Genomic DNA, 25,678 nt, shown 5'->3' with positions numbered 1-25,678 from the left:
CATGACATTCGAGTTTCGTCAGCGCTTGGCAAAGACCACCCCAAAGCCGGACTCGCCGCTCGATTCCGGCAGCTCTCCTCCCGAGGAATACCGGGATCCGAGCGGCGATTGGCCATCCTTCCTGCCCGATAGCGAAGAGGGCCAGTGGCTTCCGGACATCCTGGGTCCGGACTACTCCTATACGACGCTGCCGCTGCCACCGGACGAGGACGGGGACGTGCGGGCCACGCTTGTGCGATACCGTCCGGCGAGCACCGGGGCCGCCGGCCCCACCCCGGCCCGCGCGGGGTTCTGGCGCCGCCTGGCCGGCAGGCCGGGGCCCGGGGCGGAGCCGCCCCGGGCCCGCGGATTCGTGCTTTACCTGCACGGCTGGAGCGACTACTACTACAACACGGCCCTCGCCGAATACTGGAACGCCCGCGGATATCACTTCTACGCCGTGGATCTGCGCCGCTACGGACGCAGCCTGCGGGCCGGGGAGGCACCCGGATACGTCAGTGACCTGACGGACTACGATGCCGATCTGAAGGCCGCCTTGGATGCCCTCGCCGCCGATGCCGGCGAGTTTGATGAGCGGATCTGCGTGGCGCATTCCACCGGCGGGTTGATCGCCACGCTGTGGGCCGAGCGCCATCCGGGCATTTTCACCGCCCTGGTGCTCAATTCACCATGGCTGGAACTGCAGGGCAGCCACCTGGTGCGCTATGCCGCGACGGGAGTGCTTGATCCTGTTGCCCGGCTGCGGCCCAAGGCCAAGTTGCGGTTGCCGGAAGCCGACCAGTATTGGCAGACGCTCAGCCGGCTGGGCCATGGCACCTGGGACCTGCACCCGGTCTGGCGGCCACAGATTTCCTTCCCGGTAACCGCCGGATGGCTGCGCGCCGTCATGGCCGGGCATGCGAAGGTGGCCCACGGGCTGAACCTGCGTATCCCGGTACTGGTGCTCACCAGTGCCCGCACGCATCTGAGCCCCGTCTTCGACCAGCAGATGCTGTTCAACGATGCAGTGATCGAGGTCGAGGTGGTGCGCGAACGTTCGTTGGGCATCGGCACCGAGGTGACCAACGCGAAGCTGATCGGGGCGATGCACGACGTGTTCACCTCGGGTCCGGAGCCGCGGGCCGCGGCGTTCGCTGCGATAGACCGGTGGTCCACCGGCTACCTGAATGGGAAATAGCCCGGTTTCTCGCTCGAGGACGTGATGGACCGGAAACGGGAGACGGGTGCGCAGGCTCACGCGGTGGGCGTGTCCACCGCTCCCCCGTAGCGCCTGTCGCGGCTGGCATAGGTTTCGATGGCCTGCCACAGGGTGCGCCGGTCGACATCGGGCCAGAGCACGTCCATGAACACCATCTCGGCGTAGGCGGACTGCCAGAGCATGAAGTTGCTGGTTCGCTGCTCGCCGCTGGTGCGCAGAAACAAGTCGACGTCGGGTAGATCCGGTTCGTCCAGGTAGCGACCGATGGTCTTCTCGCTGATGCCCTTGGGCTTGAGCTTGCCGGCGGCGACATCGGCGGCGATGGCCGCGACGGCATCGGCGATCTCTGCCCGTCCGCCGTAGTTCACGCACATCGTCAACTGGCAGGTGGAATTGCCCACGGTGGCCCGTTCGGCCTCCTGCAGCTCGTTGACCACCGAGGACCACAGCCGAGGGCGGCGCCCGGCCCAGCGGATGCGCACTCCCCACTGGTCCAGAGTGTCGCGTTGGCGGCGCAGCACGTCGCGGGAGAAGCCCATCAGGAAGCGCACCTCATCGGGGCTGCGTTTCCAGTTCTCGGTGGAGAAGGCGTAGACCGAGACGTATTCCACGCCGATGTCGATGGCTCCGGCCATCACATCCAGCAGCGCGGCCTCCCCGGCACGGTGGCCTTCGATGCGTGGCAGCCCACGCTGGTTGGCCCAGCGACCGTTGCCGTCCATCACGATGGCCACATGGCGCGGCACGAGTTCACGCGGGATCTTCGGGGGCAGCTCGCCTGAGGGGTGCGGTGGCGGCGACGCCGGGGCGGCACGCCCGGTGGTGGACTTCGGGGGGTTCACGTTCTCTCCACGAGCTTGAGCGATTTGACGACCTTTTCCAGGTGCCATTGGACATAGCCGGCCACGATAGTTGCCGCGGCCCGGCGGGTTCTGGGCTCAGACGCCGCCGCGACCGGCCAGTCGCCGGTGAGCAGGGCGGCAAGCAGGGCAATGGTCTCGGGAGCCGGGGACTGTGAGCCGGGCGGCCTGCAGGCCCGGCACACCACGCCGCCCAGGGCGATGTTCAGCGAGTCGTGCGGACCAGGTTCCCCGCAGTTGACGCAGGTGGTGAAGCTCGGCGCCCAACCGGCGGTGGACAGGGCGCGCAGCAGGTAGGAATCCAGCAGCGATCCCGGGTCCCCCGCCCCGCGGGCTAGCGCGGCGATGGCGCCATGCAGCAACCGGTACTGCGGGGCCACCGCATCCTCCTCGCCCTCGCAGAGCCGTTCGGCCGTTTCAACCATCGCGTTGGCCGCCATATAGGCGTCGTAGTCGGCAGCAAGGGCAAGCCCGTAAGAGTGGCGCAGCTGCGCCTGGGTGAACACGTCGAGGTTGCGTCCGTGGACCAGCTGCGCATCGATCTCCATGAACGGTTCGAGCGTGGCGCCCATCTTTGAACTGGTGCGCCGCACCCCCTTGGCCACGGCGCGGACCAGGCCGTGCTCCGGGGTCAGCAACGAAATGATCCGGTCGGCCTCGCCCAGTTTGTGGGTACGCAGAACAAGGCCTCGGGTCTTGTAGGACTTGGCTGCGAATTCGGAGGCTGACACGTTTCCATTCTCTCAGCTTCCACGCCCCCCGGCTCCCGTGAACCGCCGGGAAGCTGCCGAAGGGGGCCCGCCGCGCTGTGGCGGGCCCCCTTCGGATCGCTCGTGGTCCGGGCCCGGGGTACCGCGGATCAGGCCTTGTCGCGGATGGCGCGGTTCACGGCGGAGATGACGGCCTTCAGCGAGGACATCGTGGTGTTCGTGTCGATGCCCACGCCCCAGAGCACGCGTTCACCGACGGCGCATTCAACGTAGGCAGCGGCCGAGGCGTTGCCGCCCTCGGACAGGGCGTGTTCGGTGAAGTCGAGCACGCGCACGTCGACGCCGTCTTGGGCCAGCATGTTCACCAGCGCGTTGATCGGTCCATTGCCGGCCGCCTCGCGGCGGTGCGGGACACCGCCGATGACCAGGGTTGCCGTGAGTGCGAAGCTGCCGTCCTCGGCCGAGTCGGCGTTGGCCGAGGCGAGCCGGTAGTGGCCCCAGGCCTCCTCGGATGATCCTTCGGAGACCGGCAGGTACTCGTCCTGGAACGCGTTCCAGATCGCTGCGGCGGAAATTTCGCCGCCCTCGCCGTCGGTCTTGCGCTGGATCACCCCGGAGAACTCGATCTGCGCGCGGCGCGGCAAATCCAGCGAGTGCTCGTTCTTCAGCAGGTAGGCGACGCCCCCCTTGCCGGACTGCGAGTTCACGCGGATGACCGCCTCGTAGGAGCGGCCGATGTCCTTCGGGTCCACTGGCAGGTAGGGTACCGCCCAGTCGATCTCGTCGACCGTCTTACCTGCCGCGGTCGCATCGGCTTCCATCATCTCGAAGCCCTTCTTGATCGCGTCCTGGTGCGAACCGGAGAATGCGGTGAAGACCAGGTCCCCGCCGTAGGGGGACCGTTCCGGCACGGCAAGCTGGTTGCAGTATTCGGCGGTGCGGCGGATGTTGTCCATGTCGGAGAAGTCGAGCATCGGGTCGATGCCCTGCACGAACAAGTTCATGCCCAGGGTGACCAGGTCGACGTTGCCGGTTCGCTCGCCGTTGCCGAACAGGCAGCCCTCAATGCGGTCCGCGCCGGCCAGGTAGCCCAGCTCGGCCGCCGCGACACCGGTGCCGCGGTCGTTGTGCGGGTGCAGCGAGAGGATGATCGACTCGCGGTTTTCCAGGTTCCGGTGCATCCACTCGATGGAATCGGCGTACACGTTCGGCGTGGCCATTTCGACGGTGGCCGGCAGGTTCAAGATCATTTTGTTCTCCGGCGAGGCCTCCAGCACCTCGGCCACCGCATCGGAGATCCGCTTGGCGAACGCCAGCTCGGTGCCGGTGAAGGACTCCGGGGAGTATTCGTAAGTGATCTTCGTTCCGCTGAGCTGTTCCTCGTACTTCTTGCACAGCCGCGCGCCGGTCAGCGCGATGTCGACGATGCCGTCCTGGTCCTTGTTGAAGACCACGCGGCGCTGCAGCACCGAGGTGGAGTTGTACAGGTGCACGATGGCCTGCTTGGCACCCTCGAGCGACTCGTAGGTCCGCTCGATCAGGTGTTCGCGCGACTGGGTCAGCACCTGGATGGTCACGTCGTCCGGGATCCGGTCCTGGATGATCAGCTGGCGGACGAAGTCGAAGTCGGTCTGCGACGCCGAGGGGAATCCGACCTCGATCTCCTTGAAGCCCATGGAGACGAGCAGGTCGAACATCTTGTGCTTGCGCTCGGGGCTCATCGGATCGATCAGCGCCTGGTTTCCATCACGCAGGTCCACGGCGCACCAGCGCGGGGCGGTGGTGATGACCTTGTCGGGCCAGGTGCGGTCCGGCAGCGAAACCTCGATCTGCTCTTGGAACGGCACGTACTTGTGGATCGGCATTCCGGAGGGCTTTTGCATGTTGTGCATTTCAGGGGGCCTTTTCAGTGGTGGTTGAAAATTGGTGGCCGGCATGAGCAACTCCGCAGCGAGGAGTCGGCCCTAGGACCTGTGGTCCCGCATGGCCTCGCCGCGGCGCTTTAGTAGAAGAAGTCCCTGACGCATTTTTTCACACTAGCATCCCGCCGCCGTGATTCCCGACTCCATGACAGCATGCTGAGAAGAATGACGCAGTGCTCCCGTCTCATGCGAACGGCCCGCCGCGGATCCCGGGATCCCGGGATCCTGGGAATCCGGTGGTCCACGGCGGGCCGTTCACGGGCGCGGGGTCGAAGCCGGCTCGCTTAGAAGCCGAGCTTGCCCAACTGCTTGGGGTCCCGCTGCCACTCCTTGGCGATCTTCACGTGCAGGTCCAGGTAGACCCGGGTGCCCAGCAACGCCTCGATGCCCTTGCGAGAGGCGGTTCCCACGTCGCGCAGGCGGGCCCCGCCCTTGCCGATGATGATGGCCTTCTGGCTGGGGCGCTCCACGTACAGGTTGACCCGAACGTCAAGCAGCGGCTTGTCTTCCGGGCGCCCCTCGCGCGGGATCATTTCCTCCACGACGACAGCCAGCGAGTGCGGGAGCTCGTCGCGCACGCCCTCCAGGGCGGCCTCGCGGATCAGTTCAGCGACCATCTTGGCCTCCGGCTCGTCGGTGAGCTCGCCATCCGGGTACAGCGGCGGCGAAAGCGGCATCTGCTTCGCCAGCACGTCGGCGACCTCCTTGACTTGGAAGTCCTTGGTTGCGGAGACCGGCACGACGGCCGCCCAGCCCTCCTCGCCGAGCACGTCGACGCCCAGCTGCGCGACGGCGATCAGCTGCTGCATCAGCGCGGCCTTGTCCACGGTGTCGGCCTTGGTGACGATGGCGATGATCGGCTTCTTCTGCAGCTGGGCGAGCTGCGTGGCAATGAACCTGTCACCCGGGCCGATCTTCTCGTTGGCCGGCAGGCAGAAGCCGATCGCGTCGACCTCGGAGAGGGTGTCCGCGACCAGGTCGTTCAGGCGCTGGCCCAGCAGGGTGCGCGGGCGGTGCAGGCCCGGGGTGTCGACCAGGATCAGCTGCGCGTCCTCGCGGTGCACTATGCCGCGGATGGTGTGCCGGGTGGTCTGCGGCTTAGCCGAGGTGATGGCCACCTTCTGCCCGACCAGCGCGTTGGTCAACGTGGACTTGCCGGCGTTGGGCCGACCCACGAAGGAGGTGAAACCGGCGCGGTAGTCGGCCGGCCATTCGCCTGTGACCAGGCCCGGAATGTTCTGCTCGTTGTGTGTCATGCTCTGGCCTACTCCTCGTTGTCCGGCACCGCGGGTAGTGCCCCGGTGGCGGTGGATTGCTTTGAATTCTGCTTGGTCTTCCAGGCCAGGACGGTGCCCAGCCGGTTGCGGCGCCCCTCGAGGGTGTCTGCCCGCAGCACGATATCCCCGATGCGCACCTCGGAGCCCACGATCGGGACCCGTTCCAGGGTCTTGGCCAGCAGCCCACCGACGGTGTCGACCTCGTCCTCCTCGATCTCCACGTCGAAGATCTCGGCCAGCTCGTCGATGGACAGCCGCGCCGAGACCCGCCAGGTACCGTTGCCCAGGTCCTCGACGTCGGTGCGTTCGACATCGTATTCGTCATCGATCTCCCCGACGATCTCCTCGATCAGGTCTTCGAGGGTGACCAGTCCGGCCGTGCCGCCGTATTCGTCGATCACGATGGCCACGTGGGTGGATTCGCGCTGCAGCTCCCCGAGCAGTTCGGCGACCGGCTTGGATTCGGGCACGTAGCGCACGTCGCGGGCCACCTCCTCCACCCCGCGCATATCCCCCGGGTTGGCATGCAGCTTCGCCGCGACGTCCTTGAGGTAGATGATCCCGACGATCGAATCGGCGTCGTCACGGATCACCGGGATGCGCGAACAGCCCGAACGCAGGAACAGCGACATGGCGGTCTTCAGGTCGGTGCCGCGTTCGATGGTGACCATGTCGGTGCGCGGCACCATCACCGAGCGGACCTTGGTATCGCCGAGCTCGAACACCGAGTGGATCAGATCCGCCTCGGCGTTATCGAGCACATCGGCCTCGTTGGCCCGGTCGACCAGGTCCCTGAAGTGCTCCTCGGTGAGGAATGCCTGGTCGTCGGAGGGGGCGCTCGGGGTCAGATAGGCGCCGATGGCCACCAGCCAGCCGGGGACCGGCCCCAGCACGATGCGCAGGAAGCGCACCAGCGGGGCGGTGGCCGCAACGACGCGAGCGGCGTGGGCCCGGCCGTAGCGCCGGGGCGAGAATCCGACCAGTACGAAGCCGATCGCCGCCATCGTCATGGTGGCCAGCAGCCCGGCCCACCAGACGTTGTCCAGCCGGTCCAGGTAGAGGATGGCCAGGGCGACCGCCGAGGCCATCTCGAACCAGACCCGCCAGAAGCGCACCGCATGGGTGTGTGCCGTCGGCTCGTCCAGGATCCGGCCCAGGTGCCCGCGGGCAGCGTCCCCGCGCAGCTGTTCGGCCTCCTGCCGCGACAGGAAGAGGTAGGCCGATTCGGCCGCGGTGAGAATGGCGGCGCAGGCGATGAACAGCAGCGCCAGCGCCAACAGTATCGCAGCCGTCACTGCATGGTCTCCCGGGGGGCCGGGCGGCCCAGGAAGTCCTCGAGCAGGGACCGCTGAAGCCCGAACATCTCGGCCTTCTCCTCCGGCTCGGCGTGGTCGAAGCCCAGCAGGTGCAGCATGCCGTGCGTGGTGAGCAGCAGGATCTCATCCGCCGTGGAGTGGCCGCCGGCGGCTGCCTGTTCGGCGGCGACCTGTGGGCAGATCACGATGTCTCCGAGCATGCCAGCCGGGGTGAGCGTGCCGGGGGTTCCGGGACGCAGTTCGTCCATCGGGAAGGACATCACGTCGGTGGGGCCCTCCAGGTCCATGTGCTCCACGTGCAGGGTGCTCATCGGCTCCTCGTCGAGCAGGATGATGGACACCTCGGCCTCCGGGTGCACGTTCAGGGCGGTCAGGATGGAACGGGCCAGGGCCCCGATGGACTCCAGGTCCGCTTCGATTTCAGATTCGTTGTTGATCTCGATCGACATGGTTCGCTCAGGTCTCCTGGTGGTGCGCCGGGGACGGCGCCGATGTGGATGCGGGTGTGGATTCGTGGATGTGCCTTGCTTGGGCGGCGCGGGCGGCAGCTTCGGCCGCCGTGCGACGCTCGATGCGCGCCCTGGCCTGCCGGGCGTTGGTGGGAGCCGCAGCCGGTGGGGCAGCCGCGTGTTTTTCGTAGGCGGCAACGATGGCGCCGACCAGCCGGTGGCGAACCACGTCGGTGGCGTCGAGCAGGCAGAAGGATATGTCATCGACCCCGGTAAGGATCTCGGAGACCACGCGCAGCCCGGAGGCGGTGCCGCCGGGCAGGTCGACCTGGGTCACGTCGCCGGTGACTACGATCTTGGAGCCGAAGCCCAGGCGGGTCAGGAACATCTTCATCTGTTCGGGCGTGGTGTTCTGCGCCTCGTCGAGGATGATGAACGCGTCGTTGAGCGTGCGCCCGCGCATGTAGGCCAGCGGGGCGACCTCGATGGTGCCGGCGGCGAGCAGCCGGGGGATGGTTTCGGGGTCGATCATCTCATGCAGCGCATCGTAGAGCGGGCGCAGGTACGGGTCGATCTTGTCGGTCAGGGTCCCGGGCAGGAAGCCGAGCTTCTCCCCTGCCTCCACCGCCGGGCGGGTCAGGATGATCCGCGAGACCTCCTTGGCCTGCAGCGCGGCAACCGCCTTGGCCATGGCCAGGAACGTCTTGCCGGTACCCGCGGGGCCGATGCCGAACACGATGGTGTTGTTGTCGATGGCATCGACGTATTCCTTCTGGTTCAGCGTCTTGGGCCGAATGGTGTTGCCGCGGGCCGAGAGGATATTCACGCCCAGCACCGCCTGCGCGCCGGCCGGGGATCCGTTGAGCATGCGCACCAGCTGCTCGACGGTGCCTGCGGTGATCCGGGTGCCGAGCGCGGCGAGCGAGCGGGCCTCGCCGATCAGCCGCAGTGCACGCGCAGCGGCAAGCGGTTCGCCGGAGATCCGGACCTCGTTGCCGCGGGCCAGCAGGTCCGCCTCCGGGTACAACCCGGCGATGACGCGCAGCACCTCGTCGTGGGCGCCCAAGGTGGCGACCATCTGCTCCGGTGAATCGAAGACCACGACGGTCGCTGCGTCTGCGTGCTGCGTCGTTGGGGTGAAGTCCTTGCCCATATGGCGCCGTCCGCCTCCCGTGCGGAAACGCGCCGAAGGGCGTTCGCCGCCGAACCATTCGGCGGTGCCCCTGGGTGCGCCCTTCCATCCTACCCGGGGCCGGGGCACCGCCGCTGCCCCTCGTGGCCTCGGATACGGTCGTGCAACGGGTTGGTATCGATCACGCAACACTCTGGGCCACCGCACCGTTTCCGGTCCCCAGTGCCCGGAGCGTGTGCAAGGCTATGGAAGTTCGCCCGCCTCCCACGGGTCCATGCCACCGACATCCAAGCACCGTCCACCGTTCCCCTTTTTGCCAGGAGTTTCCCGCGTGCGAAAAACCACTGCCCGCCATCGTCCACGGTTTGCCGTGATGACACTGGTCATGGTGCTTGACGCGACGGTAGCCTGCGGTTCCGGCGGATCAAGCCCGCTCAGTACGATGCCCGAGACGGTTTCCGCCCACGGCGCCACTGCCTCACCCTCCGCACCCCAAGCGCTGGAGCGGCTCAGCGCGCGCCGGCTCAGCCCGGTCTACTGGCTGGGCGAAAACGATGCGACCGTCTACCTGTACCGTGAATTCGTGAATCTGCCCGACCTCGGCGATCCCATAGCCGCCGCACTGGGCCGGATGCTCGCGGGCAAGCCGAAGGACCCGGACTACTTCTCGCTGTGGCGCCCAGCCTCGGCACTGGGCGCCTCGATCGACGCGGAAAACGTGATCACCATCGACATCTCCCGCGATGCGTTCGCCACGACGATGGACGCCGGCCTGGCCAAGCGTTCGATCGCCCAGCTGGTCTTCACCGCCACCGCCGCCGCGGCAAACTCCGGCATCCTCACCGGGTCGGCCGCACCGCGCGTGCGTGTCCTGGTCGATGGCCAGGCCCGGTTCAAGGCCTTCGGGAAGCTGGAACTGCCGGACAGGCTGGCCCGCGACTACTCGCTGCGCGCCCCGCTCTGGGTCATCGATCCGCAGGAGGGCGCGGTACAGGGCAAGGGAAAGGTTCTGGTCAACGGCGATGGCGCGGCCTTCAGCAGCGGCACGCACTGGCAGATCCAAGACCTCGGCGCCCCGGCCTGGCCGGTCGTTGCCGGCGGGGAGGTTCCGGGCGTCGACCCGAAGCCCGGCGACGACTCCTTCGCCTTTGAACAACCGCTCCGGCCCGGCACCTACCGGCTCAGCGTGTGGGGCCTAGAATCAGGGCGCCCGGACAAGCTCGCGCTGGACACCAAGGACTTCGGCATCGACTGATCCGCCCCCGCGAGGACAAACGCGACAAGCACCCCCTACACCGCGAAGGAAGGGTGTCGAAGGTGCTTGCGTCTTTGTGGCTAGGCGGAGGCGGGGGCCTCGAGCTGGTTCAGCAGGTGGCGCACGAGAACCAGCGCCGCCGGGCCCGCCGTGGATGACCGCAGCACGTGGGTGCCCACTTGGGCCACGCGCGCACCGGCAGCGGTCAGCTTCCCGATTTCCGCGTCGCTGATCCCGCCCTCGGGCCCCACCAACAACTCGACCCGACCCAGCGGTACGGCAGCGGCGGCGCCACCGGCCAACGCCGGGTGGTCGGCCAGCCAGGACCCCAGGACGGCTGCCAGCGGCGCGTCCGACGCCTCGTGCAGGATCAGTGTCAACGACGGTACTTCCCGGGCGGCACCGGCGGCGATCTCCTGGGCCAGTGCCGCCGTGCCCGCCAGCTCGAACAGTTCCGGTTCCACCGTGCGGCGCGACTGCTTGACGGCAGCACGGATGGTGGAGGACCACTTGGCCCGCGCCTTGGCCGCCCGTTCGGGCGCCCACTTCACCACGCAGCGTTCGGCCGCCCAGGGCCGGATCGCATCGACCCCCAGTTCTACTGCGGACTCCACCGCCTGCAAGTCCCGATCCCCCTTGGCCAGGGCCTGGACGAGGGTGACCCGCACGCCGTGGCGTGGTTCGTCGAGCAGCCCATCGACGCGGGCGACAAGTGCCGCCTTGGTCGTGGAGTCCACGGTGCACACGGCCCGGCGGCCGGATCCGTCGAGCAGGTCGATGTGTTCCCCGGCCCGCACCCGCTTCACCGAGACGGCATGATGCCCCTCGGGGCCCTCGAGGCTCAGCAGGTCCCCTGGCGCCGCGGCGGCCAGGGTTCCTGGTTCGGTGAAGAAGGCCTGGTTGCTCATGCGCCGCGGTTGCCCAGCTTGTCGCGCAGCCGCGAGAACATGCCCCCGGTGTGCTCCATCCGGCCCTCGGCGAATTCCTCGCCGCGCAGCTTGGCCAGCTGCTCGAGCAGATCGCGCTGTGCCGCGTCGATTTTCGACGGCGTTTCGACCTGGATGTGCACGATGATGTCCCCCCGGCGTCCGCTGCGCAGGCTCGGTACGCCGAGCCCGGCCAGGCGGACCGTGGCGCCGGACTGCGTGCCCGGCTCCACGGCCAGGGTCTCTGTCCCGTCGAAGGTTTCAAGCTTCAGGTCCGCGCCCAGGGCCGCCGCCGTCATCGGCACGTTCATGGTCGCGTGCAGGTCATCGCCCTCGCGTTCGAAGGTCTTGTGCCGGCGCACCTCGATCTCCACGTAGAGATCCCCGTTCGGGCCTCCGCCGGTGCCGGCCTCGCCCTGGTTGGCCAGGTGGATGCGGGTGCCGGTGGCGACGCCCACGGGAATCTTCAGCTGCTTGCTCATGCGTTCGCGCACGCGGCCCTGGCCCAGGCACTCGTTGCAGGGCTCGGGGATGGTGGTGCCGAAGCCGCGGCAGGCGGGACACGTTTCCACGGTCATCATCTGGCCCAGGAACGAGCGCACGGGGCGCTGGACCTGGCCGGCGCCGCGGCAGATGGTGCAGGTTTCCGGATGCGTGCCCGGGCGGCAGCAGGAGCCCTGGCAGGTCGGGCAGGTGACTGCCGTTTCCATTTCCAGCGGATAGACCACGCCCAGGACTGCGTCCTTCAGGTCGATGGTCGCCGTGATCAGCGCGTCGCGTCCGCGCTGGGTGCGCGAGGCCGGGCCCTGGGCCTGGTTGCCGCCAAAGAACTGCTCGAAGATGTCGCCGAAACCGCCGAAACCGGCGCCTCCCCCGCCGAAGCCCTGGGATCCGTTGCCGTTCTCGTTGCCGGTGGCATCGTAATTGCTGCGCTTGTCGTGATCGGAGAGGACCTCGTAGGCATGGGTGACCGCCTTGAACTGCTCGGAGGCGTCCTCGCCGGGGTTCACATCGGGGTGGAGCTTGCGGGCCAGCTTGCGGTAGGCCTTCTTGATCTCCTCCGGGGTGGCGTCCTTCGCGACCCCGAGTACGTCGTAGTGAGTGCTCACAGTGTGTGTGCGTCCTTTCGTGCTGCCTGGAAATTCATTGTCGTTGCCCGGTGTGATGGCGCCGTTCGGCGCCGCTCAACCGGCCAGAATGCGGGAGAGGTAACGAGCGACGGCGCGCACCGCGGCCATCGAGGCCGGATAGTCCATCCGGGTGGGCCCCAGCACGCCGATCTTCGCGTGCTCCCCGGGGCCGTACCCGGTGGCCACGACCGACGCCCCGCTCAGTGACCCGTGGGCGTTTTCGCTGCCGATGCTCACCGACATGCCACGGCCGTCCTCCTCCAGCTCGGAGAACAAGCGCAAGAGCACCACCTGCTCTTCCAGCGCCTCGAGCACCGGGGTGATGCTCAGCGGGAAGTCGCTGGTGGAGCGGGCCAAGTTCGCCGTTCCAGCCATGACCATGCGTTCGATGGCGCTGTTGCGGGACAGCGCGCACAGGGCCGAGGCCAGTGCCTGCGCCGCGCCGCGCAGCCGCGGCTCGAGCAGGTCCACGGCGTTCTGGGCGGCCCGGGCCAGTTCGGTGAGCCGGGCCCCGGACACGGCACCGAGCATCGCGTCACGCAGTGAATACAGGTCCTCGGTGGAGACCTCGCCGGAGAGTGCGATGACGCGCTGGTCGACGGTGCCGCGGGTGGAAATGAGCACCACCAGCGCCTGGCCGCCGCCGAGCCCGACGAGTTCGATGTGGCGGACCGCCGCGTCGCTGTAGAGCGGGACCTGGATGACCGCCACCTGGTGGGTGATCTGCGCGAGCAGCCGCACCGTGTTCTCCAGCACCTCGTTCAGATCGCTGGATCCCTCCAAGAGCGAGGAAATGGCGCGGCGTTCAGCGCCCGAGAGCGGCTTGACGTCCTCTATCCGGTCCACGAAGCGGCGGTAACCCCGCTCCGTGGGGATCCGGCCGGACGAGGTGTGCGGGGCGACGATGAGCCCCTCGTCCTCCAGCGCCGCCATGTCGTTGCGGATCGTGGCGGCGGAGACGCCCAGGCCGTGCCGTTCAACCAGCGCCTTGGAGCCCACGGGCTCGCGCGAGTGCACGTAGTCCTCGACTATCGCACGAAGCACCTCGAGCCGGCGCGGTTCGGACATGGGGACGTTTCTCCTGCTCCGCGCCCCGGTGCGCACCGGGAGGCGATGGTCGTTTCGCATCGAGCTTCTGGCACTCGACACGTTCAAGTGCTAAGTCTAATACGAGCCGGGCGTTGTTAGCATGGTTGGCCTATGGATGAAGCGGGACTCACACGGCGCTTCCCCACCCTGCCCCGAACGAGAGTAGTGATTGAGGATGAGCCAATTCGGTTGGGGTGCCCGGGATATCTCGGCGCCCAAGCGCCAGGCCCTGCGCAGGGTTCCGGCGGCCCGCGGGCTGCTGCTGGAGGACGTGGAAAGCGGCTGGGTCGGCGAGGTCGTCCGGGTTGAGAAGTCCGGCGGCCTGCGCATGGTCGTGCTGGAGGACCGCCGCGGCAAGACCCGTTCCTTCCGCACCGGCTACGGCTTCCTGCTCGAGGGCGAACCAGTGGAACTGACCGAGCCCGTTGCCACGGCGGCCGCCCCGGCCACCCCCGTACGCAGCGCATCGGGCTCTCGCCTGGTCACCGGGCTCAAGGCCCGGACCGCCCGGGCCAGCCGCATCTGGGTCGAGGGCAAGCACGATGCCGAGCTCGTTGAAAAGGTCTGGGGCCACGACCTGCGCGTCGAAGGCATAGTGGTCGAGCCGCTGCATGGCGTCGATGACCTGGCCGCCGCCGTCCGCGGCTTTGCTCCCGGCCCCCAGCGCAAGCTCGGCATCCTGGTCGACCACCTCGTCACCGGCTCCAAGGAGGCGAGGATCGCCGCGGAGGCGATGCGCGTCCCCGGCGCCGCCGGTCACGTACTCATCGTCGGGCACCCCTATATCGATGTCTGGCAGGCCATCAGGCCCAAGGTGCTGGGCATTTCCGCCTGGCCGGTAGTGCCGCGGGGTACCGATTGGAAGACGGGGATCCTGAAGGGCCTGGGGTGGGAACACGCCACCGTCACCGATGTCGCGCTGGGCTGGAAGCGCCTGCTGGGCCAGGTGAACTCCTACGCCGACCTCGAACCGTCGCTGCTGGCCAGGGTCGAGGAAGTCATCGACTTCCTCACTGCCGGAGACCATCGGGACTAGGTTATCGGGCGTCGCACAATGGTTGTGAGAAAGTTCACGGCCGGGTGGAGGCGGTTCACTTGGGACTGGCCCGCAAGCCCTGCCACCGAGGCCGGGTCGGACGATAGACTAGGGGCCAGACAGTACCGACGAAGCAGAAATGGGGTCAGTCAGTGGCTGATGGGGCTAAGCAGGCCGCGAACGCCGAACGTGGCGATTCGGACCGATTAGAGGGATCCTCGCCGGCACCGCTTCCGCTAACCCCGGCTGAGGATCGCCAATGGGCGATGATCGCGCACTTCGGTTCGATTCTGGGCTTCCTGCCCTCGCTTGTCATCTACGCCGTCTATCGCGACCGCGGCCCGTTCACCGCCCAGGAGTCCAAGGAAGCGCTGAACTTCACCTTCCCGCTGACGGTCATCGCCATTGTGGCGAACCTGTTCTCGTTGATTCCGGTCATCGGCTGGGTGTTCTCGATCATCGTCGTGCTGATCTGGCTGGCCCTGACCATCAGCGGGGTCTACGCGGGCATTCAGGTCAACAAGGGGCGACCCTACCGCTACCCACTGAACCTGCGCCTGTTCAAGTAGCCGCGCAGGCCGAAGGATCCACCGCACTACCCTGCTTATCCATTGCCCGCTTGGCGCATCACGCGCCAAGCGGGCAATGTTGCCTCGGTGGCATCGCACGGGCCGCAAGTCGCCGGTGCCCATCGATGAGCAGGTCGGACCGCCATTGGACAACTCAGTCTCTTCCGAGTGCCGCTCCGGGAGTGAATCCGGTTCCGTCTGCCCATCGCCAATCTACTTGAACCCTGCTATTGTGACCCAGGTCACATAATCGTCGGGAGAGCCATCATGAAGCGATTCTGGACAATAACTACGGCTGGAGCCTTACTGGCCAGCCTGCTCACAGTCACGGCACCGGCCCTGGGCGCGCCGATCACCGCCCAAGCTCCAGCATCACCTTCCGTCCTGGCCGCTGCCACCAAGGCGAAGCCGCCGAAGATCACGCTGGGCAAGAAGAAGACAACCACGACGAAGGCACCGAACAAGTCCTCCCAGAAGGTGGTGCTTCCGATCCTGGGCGGCTCGACGGCAAAGAACCGCAAGCTGTTCGCCACGTATGCGGCAGCAGTGGTAAAGGCCGAACAGAAGTCGTTCAACGTGAACCGCAAGGGCGGCTGCGGTTCAAGCAAGACGGCGTAGCTCAGCATCTACCCTGGCCAACGCTCCATCCATAAGGGCCGGTACGCATCCGTCGCCTTCTCCATCAATTCACATCTGTGCGGTATCACCTCCATGTCAACGATTCGCTCCTTCACGCAGGACCTGAAAACGGGAAAGAAGGTGTCGCTGGGTACATTCATCGCCCAGGGCGACCGGACTACCAAGGTCGCCGTGGCGACAAACTTCGCACTGGATAAGAAGGCCTGCACCTGGGAACTTGACCCCTTCACGAAAATCAAGAGCACCCATGGATACATCCCCAATGCCATTGCATGGAACGTCTCGTCCAAGGGAATTCGGCTGCACTACGCGAAGTACTCAATTGCCGCTGGCTTCTGCGGCCCACCGAGCGTTTTGCTGCCCTGGGGCGAGGTCGCCACCACCAAGGCCATGAGCGGCAAGGTGAAGAAACGCATCTACGCCTACGGCATTAAGTGGAACAAGCGGGGCGAGTTCTATGAGGGTGGCGCCATGTACGTCGCGACCCAAGGCCGGAAGATGACCATGTTCTTCGGACCGGTGGGCTTCGGTGACGGCAGCTGCGTCTATGGTGTCCGCAGCGGCAAGACGGCAACGCTCTCAGCGGGCATGTCCTACTACAACCAGAAAATCAGCAAGATCAGGTTCAAGCTGCTCGATACCTCGTCGAATCCAAAAATCAGCCCCGCGTCACTGACCAAGGGCTGGAAACCCGCCTCCGCCAAGGACCTTGCCACCATCAAGAAGGCCCAGGGAAAGATCCCCTCTGCACGTAGCTTCTGCAGGGGCTGAGCGGCAACCGGCATCGCCCGGTGAGCCGCCGAAGGAATGGCGGGACACCGGAAAGCACGAAATAGGGCTCCGACCCGCCCCCAAACAAGGGTGGATCGGAGCCTGACATCATCTCCGTGCTAACGCTCAGAAACCCAGCAGCCTGCGCACAATGGCATCGGCCAGCAGCCGGCCCCGCAGGGTGGGCACGATGCGCCCGGCAAATGCCTGCACCGGATCGATCAGCTCGTCCGCGATCAACCCGGCAACCGCCATTCGACCTCCGGCATCCAATTCGGCTGTGGCCATGCCCTCGCGGATCCTGGTGAGCAGCATGGTGCGCTCGAGCTGACGTGCCTGCGCGTCGGGGGTTTCGCGTCCGGCCGCCGGCGAAGTACCGGCGTCGATGCGCTGCTGGTAGGCGGCCGGGTGCTTGACGTTCCACCAGCGCAGCCCGCCGACATGCGAATGCGAACCGGGGCCCGCGCCCCACCAGTCGCCGCCCTGCCAGTAGGCCATGTTGTGCCGGCAGCGGGTATCCTCGCCACGGCTCCAGTTGCTGACCTCATACCAGCCGAAGCCGGCGGTTGCGAGCATCTCGTCGGCCATCAGATACTTATCCGCATGGTCGTCGTCATCGATGTCCGGAACTTCGCCGCGGCGGATCTGCGCCGCCAGCCGGGTGCCGGTCTCGATGATCAGCGCGTATGCCGAAATGTGGTCCGGGTTATAGGAGATCGCCGTTTCAAGGCTCGTGCGCCAATCCTCGATCGATTCACCCGGCGTCCCGTAGATCAGATCGACGCTGACCTGCAGGCCGGCCTCGCGCGCCCAGGCAACTGCCTGGCCGACGCGCGAAGGCTCATGGGTGCGGTCAAGGGTCTTGAGCACGTGCGGGACGGCGGACTGCATGCCGATGGAGACACGGGTGAAGCCGCCGGCGGCCAGCGCGCGCATGGATTCGGCAGTCACCGTATCCGGGTTCGCCTCGGTGGTGACTTCCGCGCCCGGCTCCAGCGCCCATTGCTCCTTGACAGTGCCCAGGATGGACACCAGGTCCGAAGCCGGAAGCAGCGTCGGTGTGCCGCCACCGAAGAAGACGGTGGATACGGGCCGTTCGGGCTGGCCCGAATCACGCATGACCTGCGCCCCGAACTCGAGTTCACGGGCGGCGGCCAGGGCATAGGTTTCCTGGCTGGAGCCCGAGCCGAGTTCGGAGGCCGTGTAGGTATTGAAGTCGCAGTACCCGCAGCGTACGGCACAGAATGGAATGTGGACGTAGACCGAGAAGGTCCGGTCCACGGCGCCATCGACGCAGGTTGCCGGAAGCAACCCGTCCGATGGCGCCGGATCCCCGAGGGGCAAAGCAGAGGGCATTGCTACTTCTTCTTGGGCTCGTCGGAGGACAAGGCGACGATGAAGGCTTCCTGGGGAACCTCCACACGACCGACCATCTTCATGCGCTTCTTACCGGCCTTCTGCTTTTCCAGCAGCTTGCGCTTACGGCTGATGTCGCCGCCGTAGCACTTTGCCAAGACGTCCTTGCGGATGGCGCGGATGGACTCACGGGCAATGATGCGCGAACCGATGGCAGCCTGGATCGGCACCTCGAACTGCTGGCGTGGAATCAGTTCGCGCAGCTTCTGCGTCATCATGTTCCCGTAGGCGTAGGCCTTGTCACGGTGGGTGACGGCGCTGAAAGCGTCGACTTGTTCGCCCTGGAGCAGGATGTCGACCTTGACCAGATCCGAGATCTGTTCGCCGTCTGCCTTCCAGTCCAGCGAGGCGTAGCCGCGGGTCTTGGACTTCAGCACGTCGAAGAAGTCGAAGACGATCTCGGCCAGCGGAAGCCAGTAGCGGATCTCCACGCGTTCCTCGGAGAGGTAGTCCATGCCGCGCATGACGCCGCGCCGCGACTGGCAGAGCTCCATGATGGCGCCGACGAATTCGTGCGGTGCCAGGATGGTGCCGGCAACCATGGGCTCGTGGACCTCGAGGATCTTCCCGTCGGGGAACTCGCTCGGGTTGGTCACGGTGCGCAGTTTGCGGTCATCGGTCATGACTTCGTAGACGACGTTTGGTGCGGTGGAGATCAAATCGAGGTTGAATTCTGCTTCAAGGCGCTCGCGGGTGATTTCCAGGTGCAGCAGGCCCAGGAAGCCGACGCGGAAGCCGAAGCCCAGTGCCACTGAGGTTTCCGGCACATAGGTCAATGCAGCGTCGTTGAGCTGCAGTTTGTCCAGCGCATCACGCAGCGCCGGATAATCCGAACCGTCGATGGGGTACAGGCCCGAGAAAACCATCGGCTTCGGGTCCTGGTATCCGCCCAACGACTTCTCCGCCGGCTTGGCGAAGTTGGTGACAGTATCTCCGACCTTGGACTGGCGAACGTCCTTCACCCCGGTGATCAGGTAGCCTACCTCGCCGACGCCCAGGCCCTTGGTGGGAGTCGGTTCGGGCGAGGAGACGCCGATTTCCAGCAGGTCGTAGGTGGTGCCAGTGGACATCATCTGGACCTTTTCACGCGGTGAGATCTTGCCGTCGACCACGCGGACGTAGGTGACCACGCCACGGTAGGTGTCGTAGACCGAGTCGAAGATCATGGCGCGGGCCGGTGCATCGGGGTCTCCGACCGGAGCCGGAAGATCGCGGACGACCTTGTCCAGCAGCGCCTCGACGCCCATGCCGGTCTTGCCGGAGACCTGGAGGATGTCCTCCGGTTCGCAACCCAGGAGCTTGGAGATCTCCGCAGCGTACTTCTCTGGCTGTGCCGAGGGAAGATCGATCTTATTGAGCACCGGGATGATGGTCATGTCGTTTTCCATGGCCAGGTACAGGTTGGCTAGGGTCTGGGCCTCGATGCCCTGCGCCGCGTCAACGAGCAGGATCGCGCCCTCACAGGCTGCCAGAGAGCGGGAGACCTCGTAGGTGAAGTCGACGTGCCCGGGGGTGTCGATCATGTTCAGTGCGTAGGAGACGCCATCGAGCTCCCAGGGCATGCGAACCGCCTGGGACTTGATGGTGATGCCGCGCTCGCGCTCGATGTCCATCCGGTCCAGGTACTGGGCCTTCATGTCGCGTGAGGAGACGACGCCGGTGAGCTGGAGCATCCGGTCGGCCAGGGTCGACTTGCCGTGGTCGATGTGGGCGATAATGCAGAAGTTCCTGATGATCGCCGGATCAGTCGCGGAAGGCACCGGGGCGGTGCGGGCCATGGGTGACACGTGGGTGACCTCGCTAAGAGTGATGGATACGTGGCTGCGGTATTCCGCAAAGCCCCATTCTCCCATGAGTGGGGTTTTGCGGCGCACATCGGTACCCGGGTGTTTCGGCTGGTAGTTTGGCGGTCATGAAGTTCGATGCCAACTCGCTCATGAAATTTGCCTCCCGGTTCCTGGAACTGCTGACCGGATCCAGCAAGGCTCCACCCTCCGGCACGCCTTCCACCAGGCCTCCGGCAGGCAAGCGCCGGGCCGCCGACGGGCAACGCGCGCCGCATGCTCCCGGGTCCAGCGGCTGGGAAGACGGCGGCTACCCCGGCGACTACCGGGGCCGACTGCGACCCGCCTATTGCCCCAGCAACGACGGCAAGCCGGATCCCGGTGAAATCGTCTGGGCCTGGGTCCCCTATGAGGAGGACTATTCCCAGGGTAAAGACCGCCCAGTACTGCTGGTCGGTCGGGACGGGAACTACCTGCTGGGCCTGATGCTCACCTCCAAGGACCACACCAATGGGGCGCGACGTGACAACGACTACGTCGATATCGGCACCGGCCCCTGGGACAAGCAGGGCCGCCCCAGCGAAGTGAAACTTGATCGGGTGCTGCGGCTGCGCGCCTCGGGGATCCGACGCGAAGGGGCAATCCTGCCGCGTGATCGGTTCAACATGGTGGCCACAGGACTGGCAACCCACCCCTGAACCACCACCGTTGTTCCGGAAACCCGCCGCTCGACATGGCGGATGAACTTGGGAATCGCGGTGTGCGCCGCGAGGTGCTAATATTACTTCTTGTGTGTCCGCGCAGGTCGACGGGCACTTCTCCCGGGTCGCCATAGGTATCCCCACGCCGCTCAGTCGATGGCCCGGAAGATACCCTCACCGACCATTAAAAGCGATGAGCAAGAGAGTTTATACACGTGGCTAATATCAAGTCCCAGAAGAAGCGCATTCTCACCAACGAGAAGGCGCGCCAGCGCAACGCTGCAGTTCGCTCCGAACTGCGCACCGCCATCCGCACCGTCGGCACCGCCGTCGATGCAGCTGACAAGGATGCGGCAAACGCAGCCATGGTCGCCGCCGGTCGCAAGCTGGACAAGGCTGTAACCAAGGGTGTCATGCACAAGAACGCTGCAGCCAACCGCAAGTCGGCCATCTCCAAGAAGGTTGCAGCTCTCTAAAGAGCCGCAATTCTCTGACGAGAATCTGTAGTACAGGCTTCAGGCCCGCTTCCCCACACCAGGGAAGCGGGCCTTTCGCTTTAATATCAGTGACGCTTCTCGCGGGAAAGCGGCGAGTGGGCGAACCATTCGATGGTTTCCGCAGACTGGACTGCCACATGAGTACGGGCGATCTTACCGCTTTCCGCCTCCAGCGCCGGTGTCCGGGTGTCGAGCGCAGTAGCCGCCCGGGCGTTGAGAGCTCGACTCATTTTGCTGAACTGTGGTGCCGTCGAATGTTTAGACGCAGCTGGGATGCGTGGTGACGAAATGAGTTGTGCAGTAGTAGCGCGAAACTCCCATATATTGCTTACCCGCGGCTGCAAAGAACCCTTTTGGAAATCGTCGAAGCTGACCGCTGGCTTCGATGGGGGAACCGCGTGCGGGCTAAAAGGCGGGCTCCGCAACTACCTTGCGACCCAAGCAAACGTCGGTGTCCACGACTTCGGCAATAGTAGCTTGATGAGCGTGGGAGCAGTCATATTTGTAGGCCGCTTCAGGTTGGGGCCAAAGCCAAGACGTCCTCGGCGTCCGTTTTCGGACCGCTCATCCTCGGAGCCTGGTCAGGGTGCTGAGGCTAACGGCGGGCTGAGAGCGCTATCCCGGTGACGGCGCGCTCCACCGCGTACTCGGGATCCCGGGAACCGCCCTTGACCATCGCGTCGGCTTCGGCCACCAGCCTGATGCAACGAATCAGGTCCTCCTGCTTCCAGTGCCGCGCCTGCTCCTGGGCCTGCTGCACCTGCCATGGCGCCATGCCCAGGTCGCGCGCGAGCTCGCCGGAGGACTTGCGGGCGCCGGCGACCTTGGCCACCTGGCGCAGCTTCATGGCGAGTGTCGCGACGATCGGAACAGGATCAGTTCCGGTGGACAGCGCGTGGCGCAGCGTGCTCAGCGCCTCGGCGGCGCGCCCAGTCAGTGCGGCATCGGCCACCTTGAATCCGGTGGCTTCCACCCGGCCGCCGTAATACTGGTCTACCGTTTCCTGGGAGATCTCACCTGAGGTGTCCTGGACCAGCTGGGATGCTGCGGCAGCCAGCTCGGCCAGGTCCGATCCCAGCGCGGAGACCAGGGCACGAGCAGCTTCCGCGGTAATGCGGCGCTTTGCAGCTTTAAACTCCTTTGACACAAAGTCCAGCTTCTCGGCGTCCTTCTTCAGCGGCTGGCAGTCGATGGACACAGCTCCGGCGGCCTTGAGCGCATCGAGCAGCTTCTTTCCGCGGTTGCCACCGGAGTGGTACATCACCACGGTTGCTTCGGGGGCCGGTGAGGCGCAGTAGTCCATCGCGTCGGTCAGGAACTCCTCGTTCATGGAAGAGAGTCCCCGGATTTCGATGACCTTCGCCTCACCAAAGAGTGAGGGGCTGGAGGCCAACAGCAGTTCGCCGGAGACATAGCTTGCTGCTTCGAAGCGGGTGAGTTCGATCTCGCCATGCACCGCACGGAACTGGGCCCGGAGTGAATCCATGGCGCGTCCGGCCAGGAAATCCTCAGGACCTTGCAGCAGGATCAGCGGGGCCGGTTCCACGGTTCGCCAGGAGCCGCCGGAACTAGTTTTTGCAGCGGCACGGGGCGCAGCCATGTATTCCTCCAGGTGTGAAAAGCTCTGTGTCCATCCTATCGGCCCGGGCCCTGTTGCCACCCCTTCCAGCCGGTCACGCGCAGGTCCGAACCGTCACGGGAAACCAGGATGGTTCCGGCGGTGTCCGTCCGGTAGGAAGGCACTCCGCGTTGGGCCAGCGCCTCGGTGATTCGCTGGTGAGGATGCCCGTAGGTATTACCGGACCCGACGGAAATCAGCGCCACCGACGGGGAGCCGGCATCGATCACGCCCACTCCCCCGTTTGCCGCACCGTGGTGGGAGACCTTCAGGATGTCCACCGGTCCGATGGCACCGGTCTCGAGTACCCGCGCCATGGCCGCCTCCTCCAGGTCCCCGGTTTCGAGAAGCGTCAGCTGCCGCTCTCCGGCACCCGTGCCAGCGATAGTGAACCTGATCACCAACGATGCCTCATTCTCGGCATCGGGTGCGGCTTTACCCACGGGGCCAAGCACCTCCCAGGAGACCGGTCCAGCACGCCCCGTGGCCCCGGGGGCCAATAGGTCGGCGTCGGGGTGTCCGCGCGGCGTGGCGCCAGCCTTGGCGGTGGAATAGTACAGGGCGCCCGTTGTGCGTCCGGAAAGCGCCCCGGGCAGGCCATCGGTGTGATCGGCATGCAGGTGCGTGATGAACACGGCATCGAGTACGCCGACACCCAGCCCTAAGAGGCAGTAGTCGATGGCGTCGGGATCAGGGCCGGCATCGATCAGTACCCCATGCCCGGATCCCGAATTGACCACTATCGCATCTCCCTGACCGACGTCGCAGGCGGCGACCACCCAGGCTCCGGTACGCACCGGGAACAGCAATCCGAGCGGGAACAGCGTCCCGGCCAGCAGGCCGGCGGCGAGGACGGGAGCTAGGCGGACCAGATGAGCCCCGCGGGCACCCTCTGCCCGCGGACCCAGCATGGAAATCAGCATCAGCGCACACAGCACCCAGGCTGTGATGGGGCCGGCCGGTCCGGGCGGCCACGGCCGCGATGCTCCGGGCAGCCCGGCGATCCAGGAGCCAAGCAGTCCGACCAGTCCGGCCGGCAGCCCGGAGGCCCAGGTCAGCGGCATGGCCAGTGCCGGTAAGACGCCGCCAAAGAGAAGTGCCGTGGTGCCGGCGACGGTGATCCACGGGATCAGCAGGGCCACGAGGATGTTGGCCGGCACGGCGTAGAGCGGGAATCCGCCGCCGAGCATCAGTACCACGGGCAGGCACGCCAGCTGCGCGGCGGTGGCGATGGCCACGCCGTCGGCCAACCACGCTGGCAGGTGGGCGCGCAGCCGGACGGACAGCGGCCGGCCCATCAGCACGATGCCGGCAGTGGCCAACCCGGAGAGTTGGAACGCGTAGTCCCCGGCCAGCCACGGATCGTACGCCAGCAACAACGTCATCGCCCATGCGAGGGCGGGCAGTGCGTGGGCCCCGCGCCCGGCATACAACGACGCCGAGGCGATGGCGCCCATGACCGCTGCCCGTAGCACGCTGGGTTCCGGACCCACCAACACCACGAATCCGGCCAATGCGCCCAGTCCCGCCAGCCAGGACAGCGTGCGGTTGGCCCGGGCGAGCCGCACCAACCAGACCACCGCGCCGCAGATCATCACGCAGTTCGCCCCACTGACGGCTGTCAGGTGTGCCAGCCCCGCGGTCTTCATCGCCATTGTCAGCTCCTCGTCTTGCCCACTGCGGTCCCCCATCACCATCCCGGGCAGCAGTGCCCGCGCCGGCTGTGGCAGCACGGCGCCGCGCTCCACGAAGCCGCGGCGCAATGATCCGGCTGCCTGGGTGATGCCGTTCCCCGCAACACGGCCGATGTCCTCCGGCGGCGTTTTGGCACGCAGCCACCAGCCGGCCCTGTCGCCGCGGTCAGCTGGCGAAACGCGGACCAGTACCCGCTTGATTTCACCCGCTTCCCCCGGTGAAGCCGTACCAGCGCCGGCGGTCGGTTGCCAGGTGAGGTTCACCCGGGCGTCGGAAGGCTCCCAGAGGCCACCGACCATCACCGCCTGGACGCGTGCGGCTGCCAGCAGGCCGGGCGCACGCGTCCGGTCCTCGCCGAATCCCTGCCCCAAGGCCATTGGACGCGGCGGCTCAAGCAGGAGCAGCTGCACGCGAATCGTTGACTTCTGCCCGGCAGCGGAGGCGAGCAGCTGCTCCTGCGCCGGCGGGTGGTTAATCACCAGCGAACAACCGACAAGGGCTGCACCTGCCAATGCCAGTCCGATGCTCGAGACCAGCGCGGCGCCCCACCCCGGCCGTCCGGCCAGGGGGGCTGGGTGCCAGCTGATCCGGAACGCGATCAGGGAACTTGCGGTCAGGGCTGCCAGTGACGCAACGATCTGTTCGGAGCGCCCGAGGCCGATCAGCCCCAGGGCAGCCCACCAAGCCCCGGCCAGTGCCCAGGCCGCCCGCAAATCGATCCGGACATGGTCCACCTCGTCACCCGGGACCGGTTCGGGCATGATCCACGGGCGGAACCGCTTCGCAGCCCGGGTATGCAGGTTCATCGGAAGCCGACCAGTGGTTCGAGCCGTTTGAGCATGACCGGGCCGATCCCGCTGACGGCATCGAGGTCTGCAACTGAGGAGAAGGGCCCGTTGGCGCTGCGGAAGTCGATGATGTTTGCAGCCAGCGCTGGGCCGATGCCCGGAAGCTCCTGCAGCGCCGCCGCATCGGCCGTGTTCACGTTGATCTTCGCATCGGGTTCCCCGGATCCGGGCGGGGCCTGCGAAATGCCGGGACCGGTTCCCGGTGGCTGGAGGCCGGGCTGTTCGCCTTTTCGCGGCACATAGAGCCGGGTGGCGTCCTGCACCAGTGCCGCCAAGTTCAGCGAGGAGGCATCGGCATCCTTGTCCAGGCCTCCGGCGGCCTCGATTGCCTCATACGCCCGCGCACCGGAGGGAAGCTTGTAGATGCCCGGATCCCTGACTGCTCCGGCCACGTGGATGACCAGCAAGTCCGTCGATGGCGTCGGGGCCGGAACGTCCTCCCTCAAGCTGGGGTCCAGGGCGCCTGAGGCTCCGGCTTGGCCGGTGGAAGCCCGGGTGGACGGGACGGCTCCCGGGGGTGCCTGCGGCAAGAGCGGCAGCGTGCCGGCAAGGGGGACCTCGGCGAGGGGTTCGAGCCCACCTCCCCGCGGGGACAGCAGCAATGATGTACTCAGCCAGGCCAAGACGGCGAGCACCACGCAGATCAGCGCGCCGCGTCCCAGCAGCAGCCTGAAGCGGCCGACGGGCTCCTCCCCGTCGAACTGACCCTGGTTTTGCTCCCAATGGTGTCGACCCATGGAAGACATTGCACGCCGGTGTGAACCCGGGCGGAGCACCGCGTCGCCGGCATGTGGATAACCGGCAAGGTCCTGGACCTCCGGCCACAGCGCTGCTCCCGCT

The 25,678-nt window shown here is 66.5% G+C and carries 24 protein-coding genes; 8 read left to right on the top strand and 16 right to left on the bottom strand.

Features of this window, described 5'->3' with window-relative positions:
- Position 1: 1 nt before the first annotated feature.
- Complete coding sequence (locus tag E9229_RS16530; protein ID WP_183512742.1) at positions 2-1,177, top strand: alpha/beta hydrolase; 1,176 nt, start codon at positions 2-4, stop codon at positions 1,175-1,177.
- Between the two features lie 56 nt (positions 1,178-1,233).
- Here the strand turns inward: E9229_RS16530 and E9229_RS16525 are convergent, their stop codons facing one another.
- From E9229_RS16525 to E9229_RS16495, 7 genes are all read right to left on the bottom strand, one after another.
- Positions 1,234-2,040: an isoprenyl transferase gene (locus E9229_RS16525; protein WP_312855737.1), complete on the bottom strand. Its 807-nt coding sequence runs from the start codon at positions 2,038-2,040 to the stop codon at positions 1,234-1,236.
- On the bottom strand, positions 2,037-2,789 hold the full coding sequence (recO, locus tag E9229_RS16520; protein ID WP_183512740.1) for a DNA repair protein RecO: 753 nt from the start codon (positions 2,787-2,789) through the stop codon (positions 2,037-2,039). The genes E9229_RS16525 and recO overlap by 4 nt, the downstream gene beginning before the upstream one ends.
- A gap of 128 nt (positions 2,790-2,917) precedes the next feature.
- Complete coding sequence (gene leuA / locus E9229_RS16515) at positions 2,918-4,660, bottom strand: 2-isopropylmalate synthase (RefSeq protein WP_183512739.1); 1,743 nt, start codon at positions 4,658-4,660, stop codon at positions 2,918-2,920.
- A gap of 314 nt (positions 4,661-4,974) precedes the next feature.
- Positions 4,975-5,946 (bottom strand): GTPase Era, encoded by a 972-nt coding sequence (gene era, locus E9229_RS16510; protein ID WP_183512738.1) that lies wholly within the window; start codon positions 5,944-5,946, stop codon positions 4,975-4,977.
- 8 nt (positions 5,947-5,954) lie between these two features.
- Positions 5,955-7,262, bottom strand: a complete 1,308-nt coding sequence (locus tag E9229_RS16505) for a hemolysin family protein (protein ID WP_183512737.1) — start codon at positions 7,260-7,262, stop codon at positions 5,955-5,957.
- The gene (ybeY, locus tag E9229_RS16500) at positions 7,259-7,732 is read right to left on the bottom strand and encodes an rRNA maturation RNase YbeY (RefSeq protein ID WP_183512736.1); all 474 of its coding nucleotides are present in this window, start codon (positions 7,730-7,732) and stop codon (positions 7,259-7,261) included. Before ybeY ends, E9229_RS16505 begins: the two co-directional genes overlap by 4 nt.
- A 7-nt stretch (positions 7,733-7,739) precedes the next feature.
- The gene (locus E9229_RS16495) at positions 7,740-8,885 is read right to left on the bottom strand and encodes a PhoH family protein (protein WP_183512735.1); all 1,146 of its coding nucleotides are present in this window, start codon (positions 8,883-8,885) and stop codon (positions 7,740-7,742) included.
- A 310-nt stretch (positions 8,886-9,195) separates the two neighbouring features.
- Between E9229_RS16495 and E9229_RS16490 the strand changes: the two genes are divergently transcribed.
- Positions 9,196-10,119: a GerMN domain-containing protein gene (locus tag E9229_RS16490; RefSeq protein ID WP_183512734.1), complete on the top strand. Its 924-nt coding sequence runs from the start codon at positions 9,196-9,198 to the stop codon at positions 10,117-10,119.
- A gap of 80 nt (positions 10,120-10,199) precedes the next feature.
- Here the strand turns inward: E9229_RS16490 and E9229_RS16485 are convergent, their stop codons facing one another.
- The 3 genes from E9229_RS16485 to hrcA form a co-directional block, all read right to left on the bottom strand.
- Positions 10,200-11,027: a 16S rRNA (uracil(1498)-N(3))-methyltransferase gene (locus E9229_RS16485; protein ID WP_183512733.1), complete on the bottom strand. Its 828-nt coding sequence runs from the start codon at positions 11,025-11,027 to the stop codon at positions 10,200-10,202.
- Entirely contained in the window at positions 11,024-12,154 is a 1,131-nt protein-coding gene (gene dnaJ / locus E9229_RS16480; protein ID WP_183512731.1) for a molecular chaperone DnaJ, read from the bottom strand. Before dnaJ ends, E9229_RS16485 begins: the two co-directional genes overlap by 4 nt.
- Before the next feature lie 75 nt (positions 12,155-12,229).
- Complete coding sequence (gene hrcA, locus E9229_RS16475) at positions 12,230-13,243, bottom strand: heat-inducible transcriptional repressor HrcA (protein ID WP_183512730.1); 1,014 nt, start codon at positions 13,241-13,243, stop codon at positions 12,230-12,232.
- 196 nt (positions 13,244-13,439) lie between these two features.
- Between hrcA and E9229_RS16470 the strand changes: the two genes are divergently transcribed.
- The 4 genes from E9229_RS16470 (at position 13,440) to E9229_RS16455 (ending at position 16,279) form a co-directional block, all read left to right on the top strand.
- On the top strand, positions 13,440-14,300 hold the full coding sequence (locus tag E9229_RS16470) for a DUF3097 family protein (RefSeq protein WP_183512729.1): 861 nt from the start codon (positions 13,440-13,442) through the stop codon (positions 14,298-14,300).
- A gap of 152 nt (positions 14,301-14,452) precedes the next feature.
- Positions 14,453-14,869 carry a DUF4870 domain-containing protein gene (locus E9229_RS16465; protein WP_312855736.1) on the top strand — a complete coding sequence of 139 codons (417 nt, stop codon included), beginning with the start codon at positions 14,453-14,455 and terminating at the stop codon, positions 14,867-14,869.
- A gap of 267 nt (positions 14,870-15,136) precedes the next feature.
- Positions 15,137-15,487, top strand: coding sequence for a hypothetical protein (locus E9229_RS16460; protein ID WP_183512726.1), 351 nt, complete (start codon positions 15,137-15,139; stop codon positions 15,485-15,487).
- Positions 15,488-15,580: 93 nt separating this feature from the next.
- Entirely contained in the window at positions 15,581-16,279 is a 699-nt protein-coding gene (locus E9229_RS16455; protein ID WP_183512725.1) for an RsiV family protein, read from the top strand.
- 126 nt (positions 16,280-16,405) lie between these two features.
- Here the strand turns inward: E9229_RS16455 and hemW are convergent, their stop codons facing one another.
- Together hemW and lepA are read right to left on the bottom strand one after the other, a co-directional pair.
- A complete protein-coding gene (gene hemW, locus E9229_RS16450) occupies positions 16,406-17,635 on the bottom strand; it encodes a radical SAM family heme chaperone HemW (protein WP_183512724.1) in 1,230 nt (409 codons plus the stop codon).
- A 2-nt stretch (positions 17,636-17,637) separates the two neighbouring features.
- Positions 17,638-19,482: a translation elongation factor 4 gene (lepA, locus tag E9229_RS16445; protein ID WP_183513120.1), complete on the bottom strand. Its 1,845-nt coding sequence runs from the start codon at positions 19,480-19,482 to the stop codon at positions 17,638-17,640.
- A gap of 125 nt (positions 19,483-19,607) precedes the next feature.
- On the opposite strand from lepA, the gene E9229_RS16440 reads away from it, so the two are divergent.
- Both E9229_RS16440 and rpsT read left to right on the top strand, forming a co-directional pair.
- Positions 19,608-20,177 (top strand): type II toxin-antitoxin system PemK/MazF family toxin, encoded by a 570-nt coding sequence (locus E9229_RS16440; protein ID WP_183512722.1) that lies wholly within the window; start codon positions 19,608-19,610, stop codon positions 20,175-20,177.
- Positions 20,178-20,395: 218 nt separating this feature from the next.
- A complete protein-coding gene (rpsT, locus tag E9229_RS16435; protein WP_183512721.1) occupies positions 20,396-20,656 on the top strand; it encodes a 30S ribosomal protein S20 in 261 nt (86 codons plus the stop codon).
- Between the two features lie 86 nt (positions 20,657-20,742).
- Here rpsT and E9229_RS19080 read toward each other — a convergent pair whose 3' ends face one another.
- From E9229_RS19080 to E9229_RS16420, 4 genes are all read right to left on the bottom strand, one after another.
- Positions 20,743-20,907 carry a hypothetical protein gene (locus E9229_RS19080; protein ID WP_221184688.1) on the bottom strand — a complete coding sequence of 55 codons (165 nt, stop codon included), beginning with the start codon at positions 20,905-20,907 and terminating at the stop codon, positions 20,743-20,745.
- A 365-nt stretch (positions 20,908-21,272) separates the two neighbouring features.
- Positions 21,273-22,277: a DNA polymerase III subunit delta gene (gene holA, locus E9229_RS16430; protein WP_183512720.1), complete on the bottom strand. Its 1,005-nt coding sequence runs from the start codon at positions 22,275-22,277 to the stop codon at positions 21,273-21,275.
- A 35-nt stretch (positions 22,278-22,312) separates the two neighbouring features.
- Complete coding sequence (locus tag E9229_RS16425; protein ID WP_221184687.1) at positions 22,313-24,796, bottom strand: ComEC/Rec2 family competence protein; 2,484 nt, start codon at positions 24,794-24,796, stop codon at positions 22,313-22,315.
- On the bottom strand, positions 24,793-25,575 hold the full coding sequence (locus tag E9229_RS16420) for a ComEA family DNA-binding protein (protein ID WP_183512717.1): 783 nt from the start codon (positions 25,573-25,575) through the stop codon (positions 24,793-24,795). The genes E9229_RS16425 and E9229_RS16420 overlap by 4 nt, the downstream gene beginning before the upstream one ends.
- Between the last annotated feature and the right edge of the window lie 103 nt (positions 25,576-25,678).

The sequence above is a fragment of the Paeniglutamicibacter cryotolerans genome, assembly GCF_014190875.1.
GTDB classification, from domain to species: domain Bacteria; phylum Actinomycetota; class Actinomycetes; order Actinomycetales; family Micrococcaceae; genus Paeniglutamicibacter; species Paeniglutamicibacter cryotolerans.
Note: the sequence above shows the minus strand (reverse complement) of the source record. Positions and strands in the feature narration are given on the sequence as shown.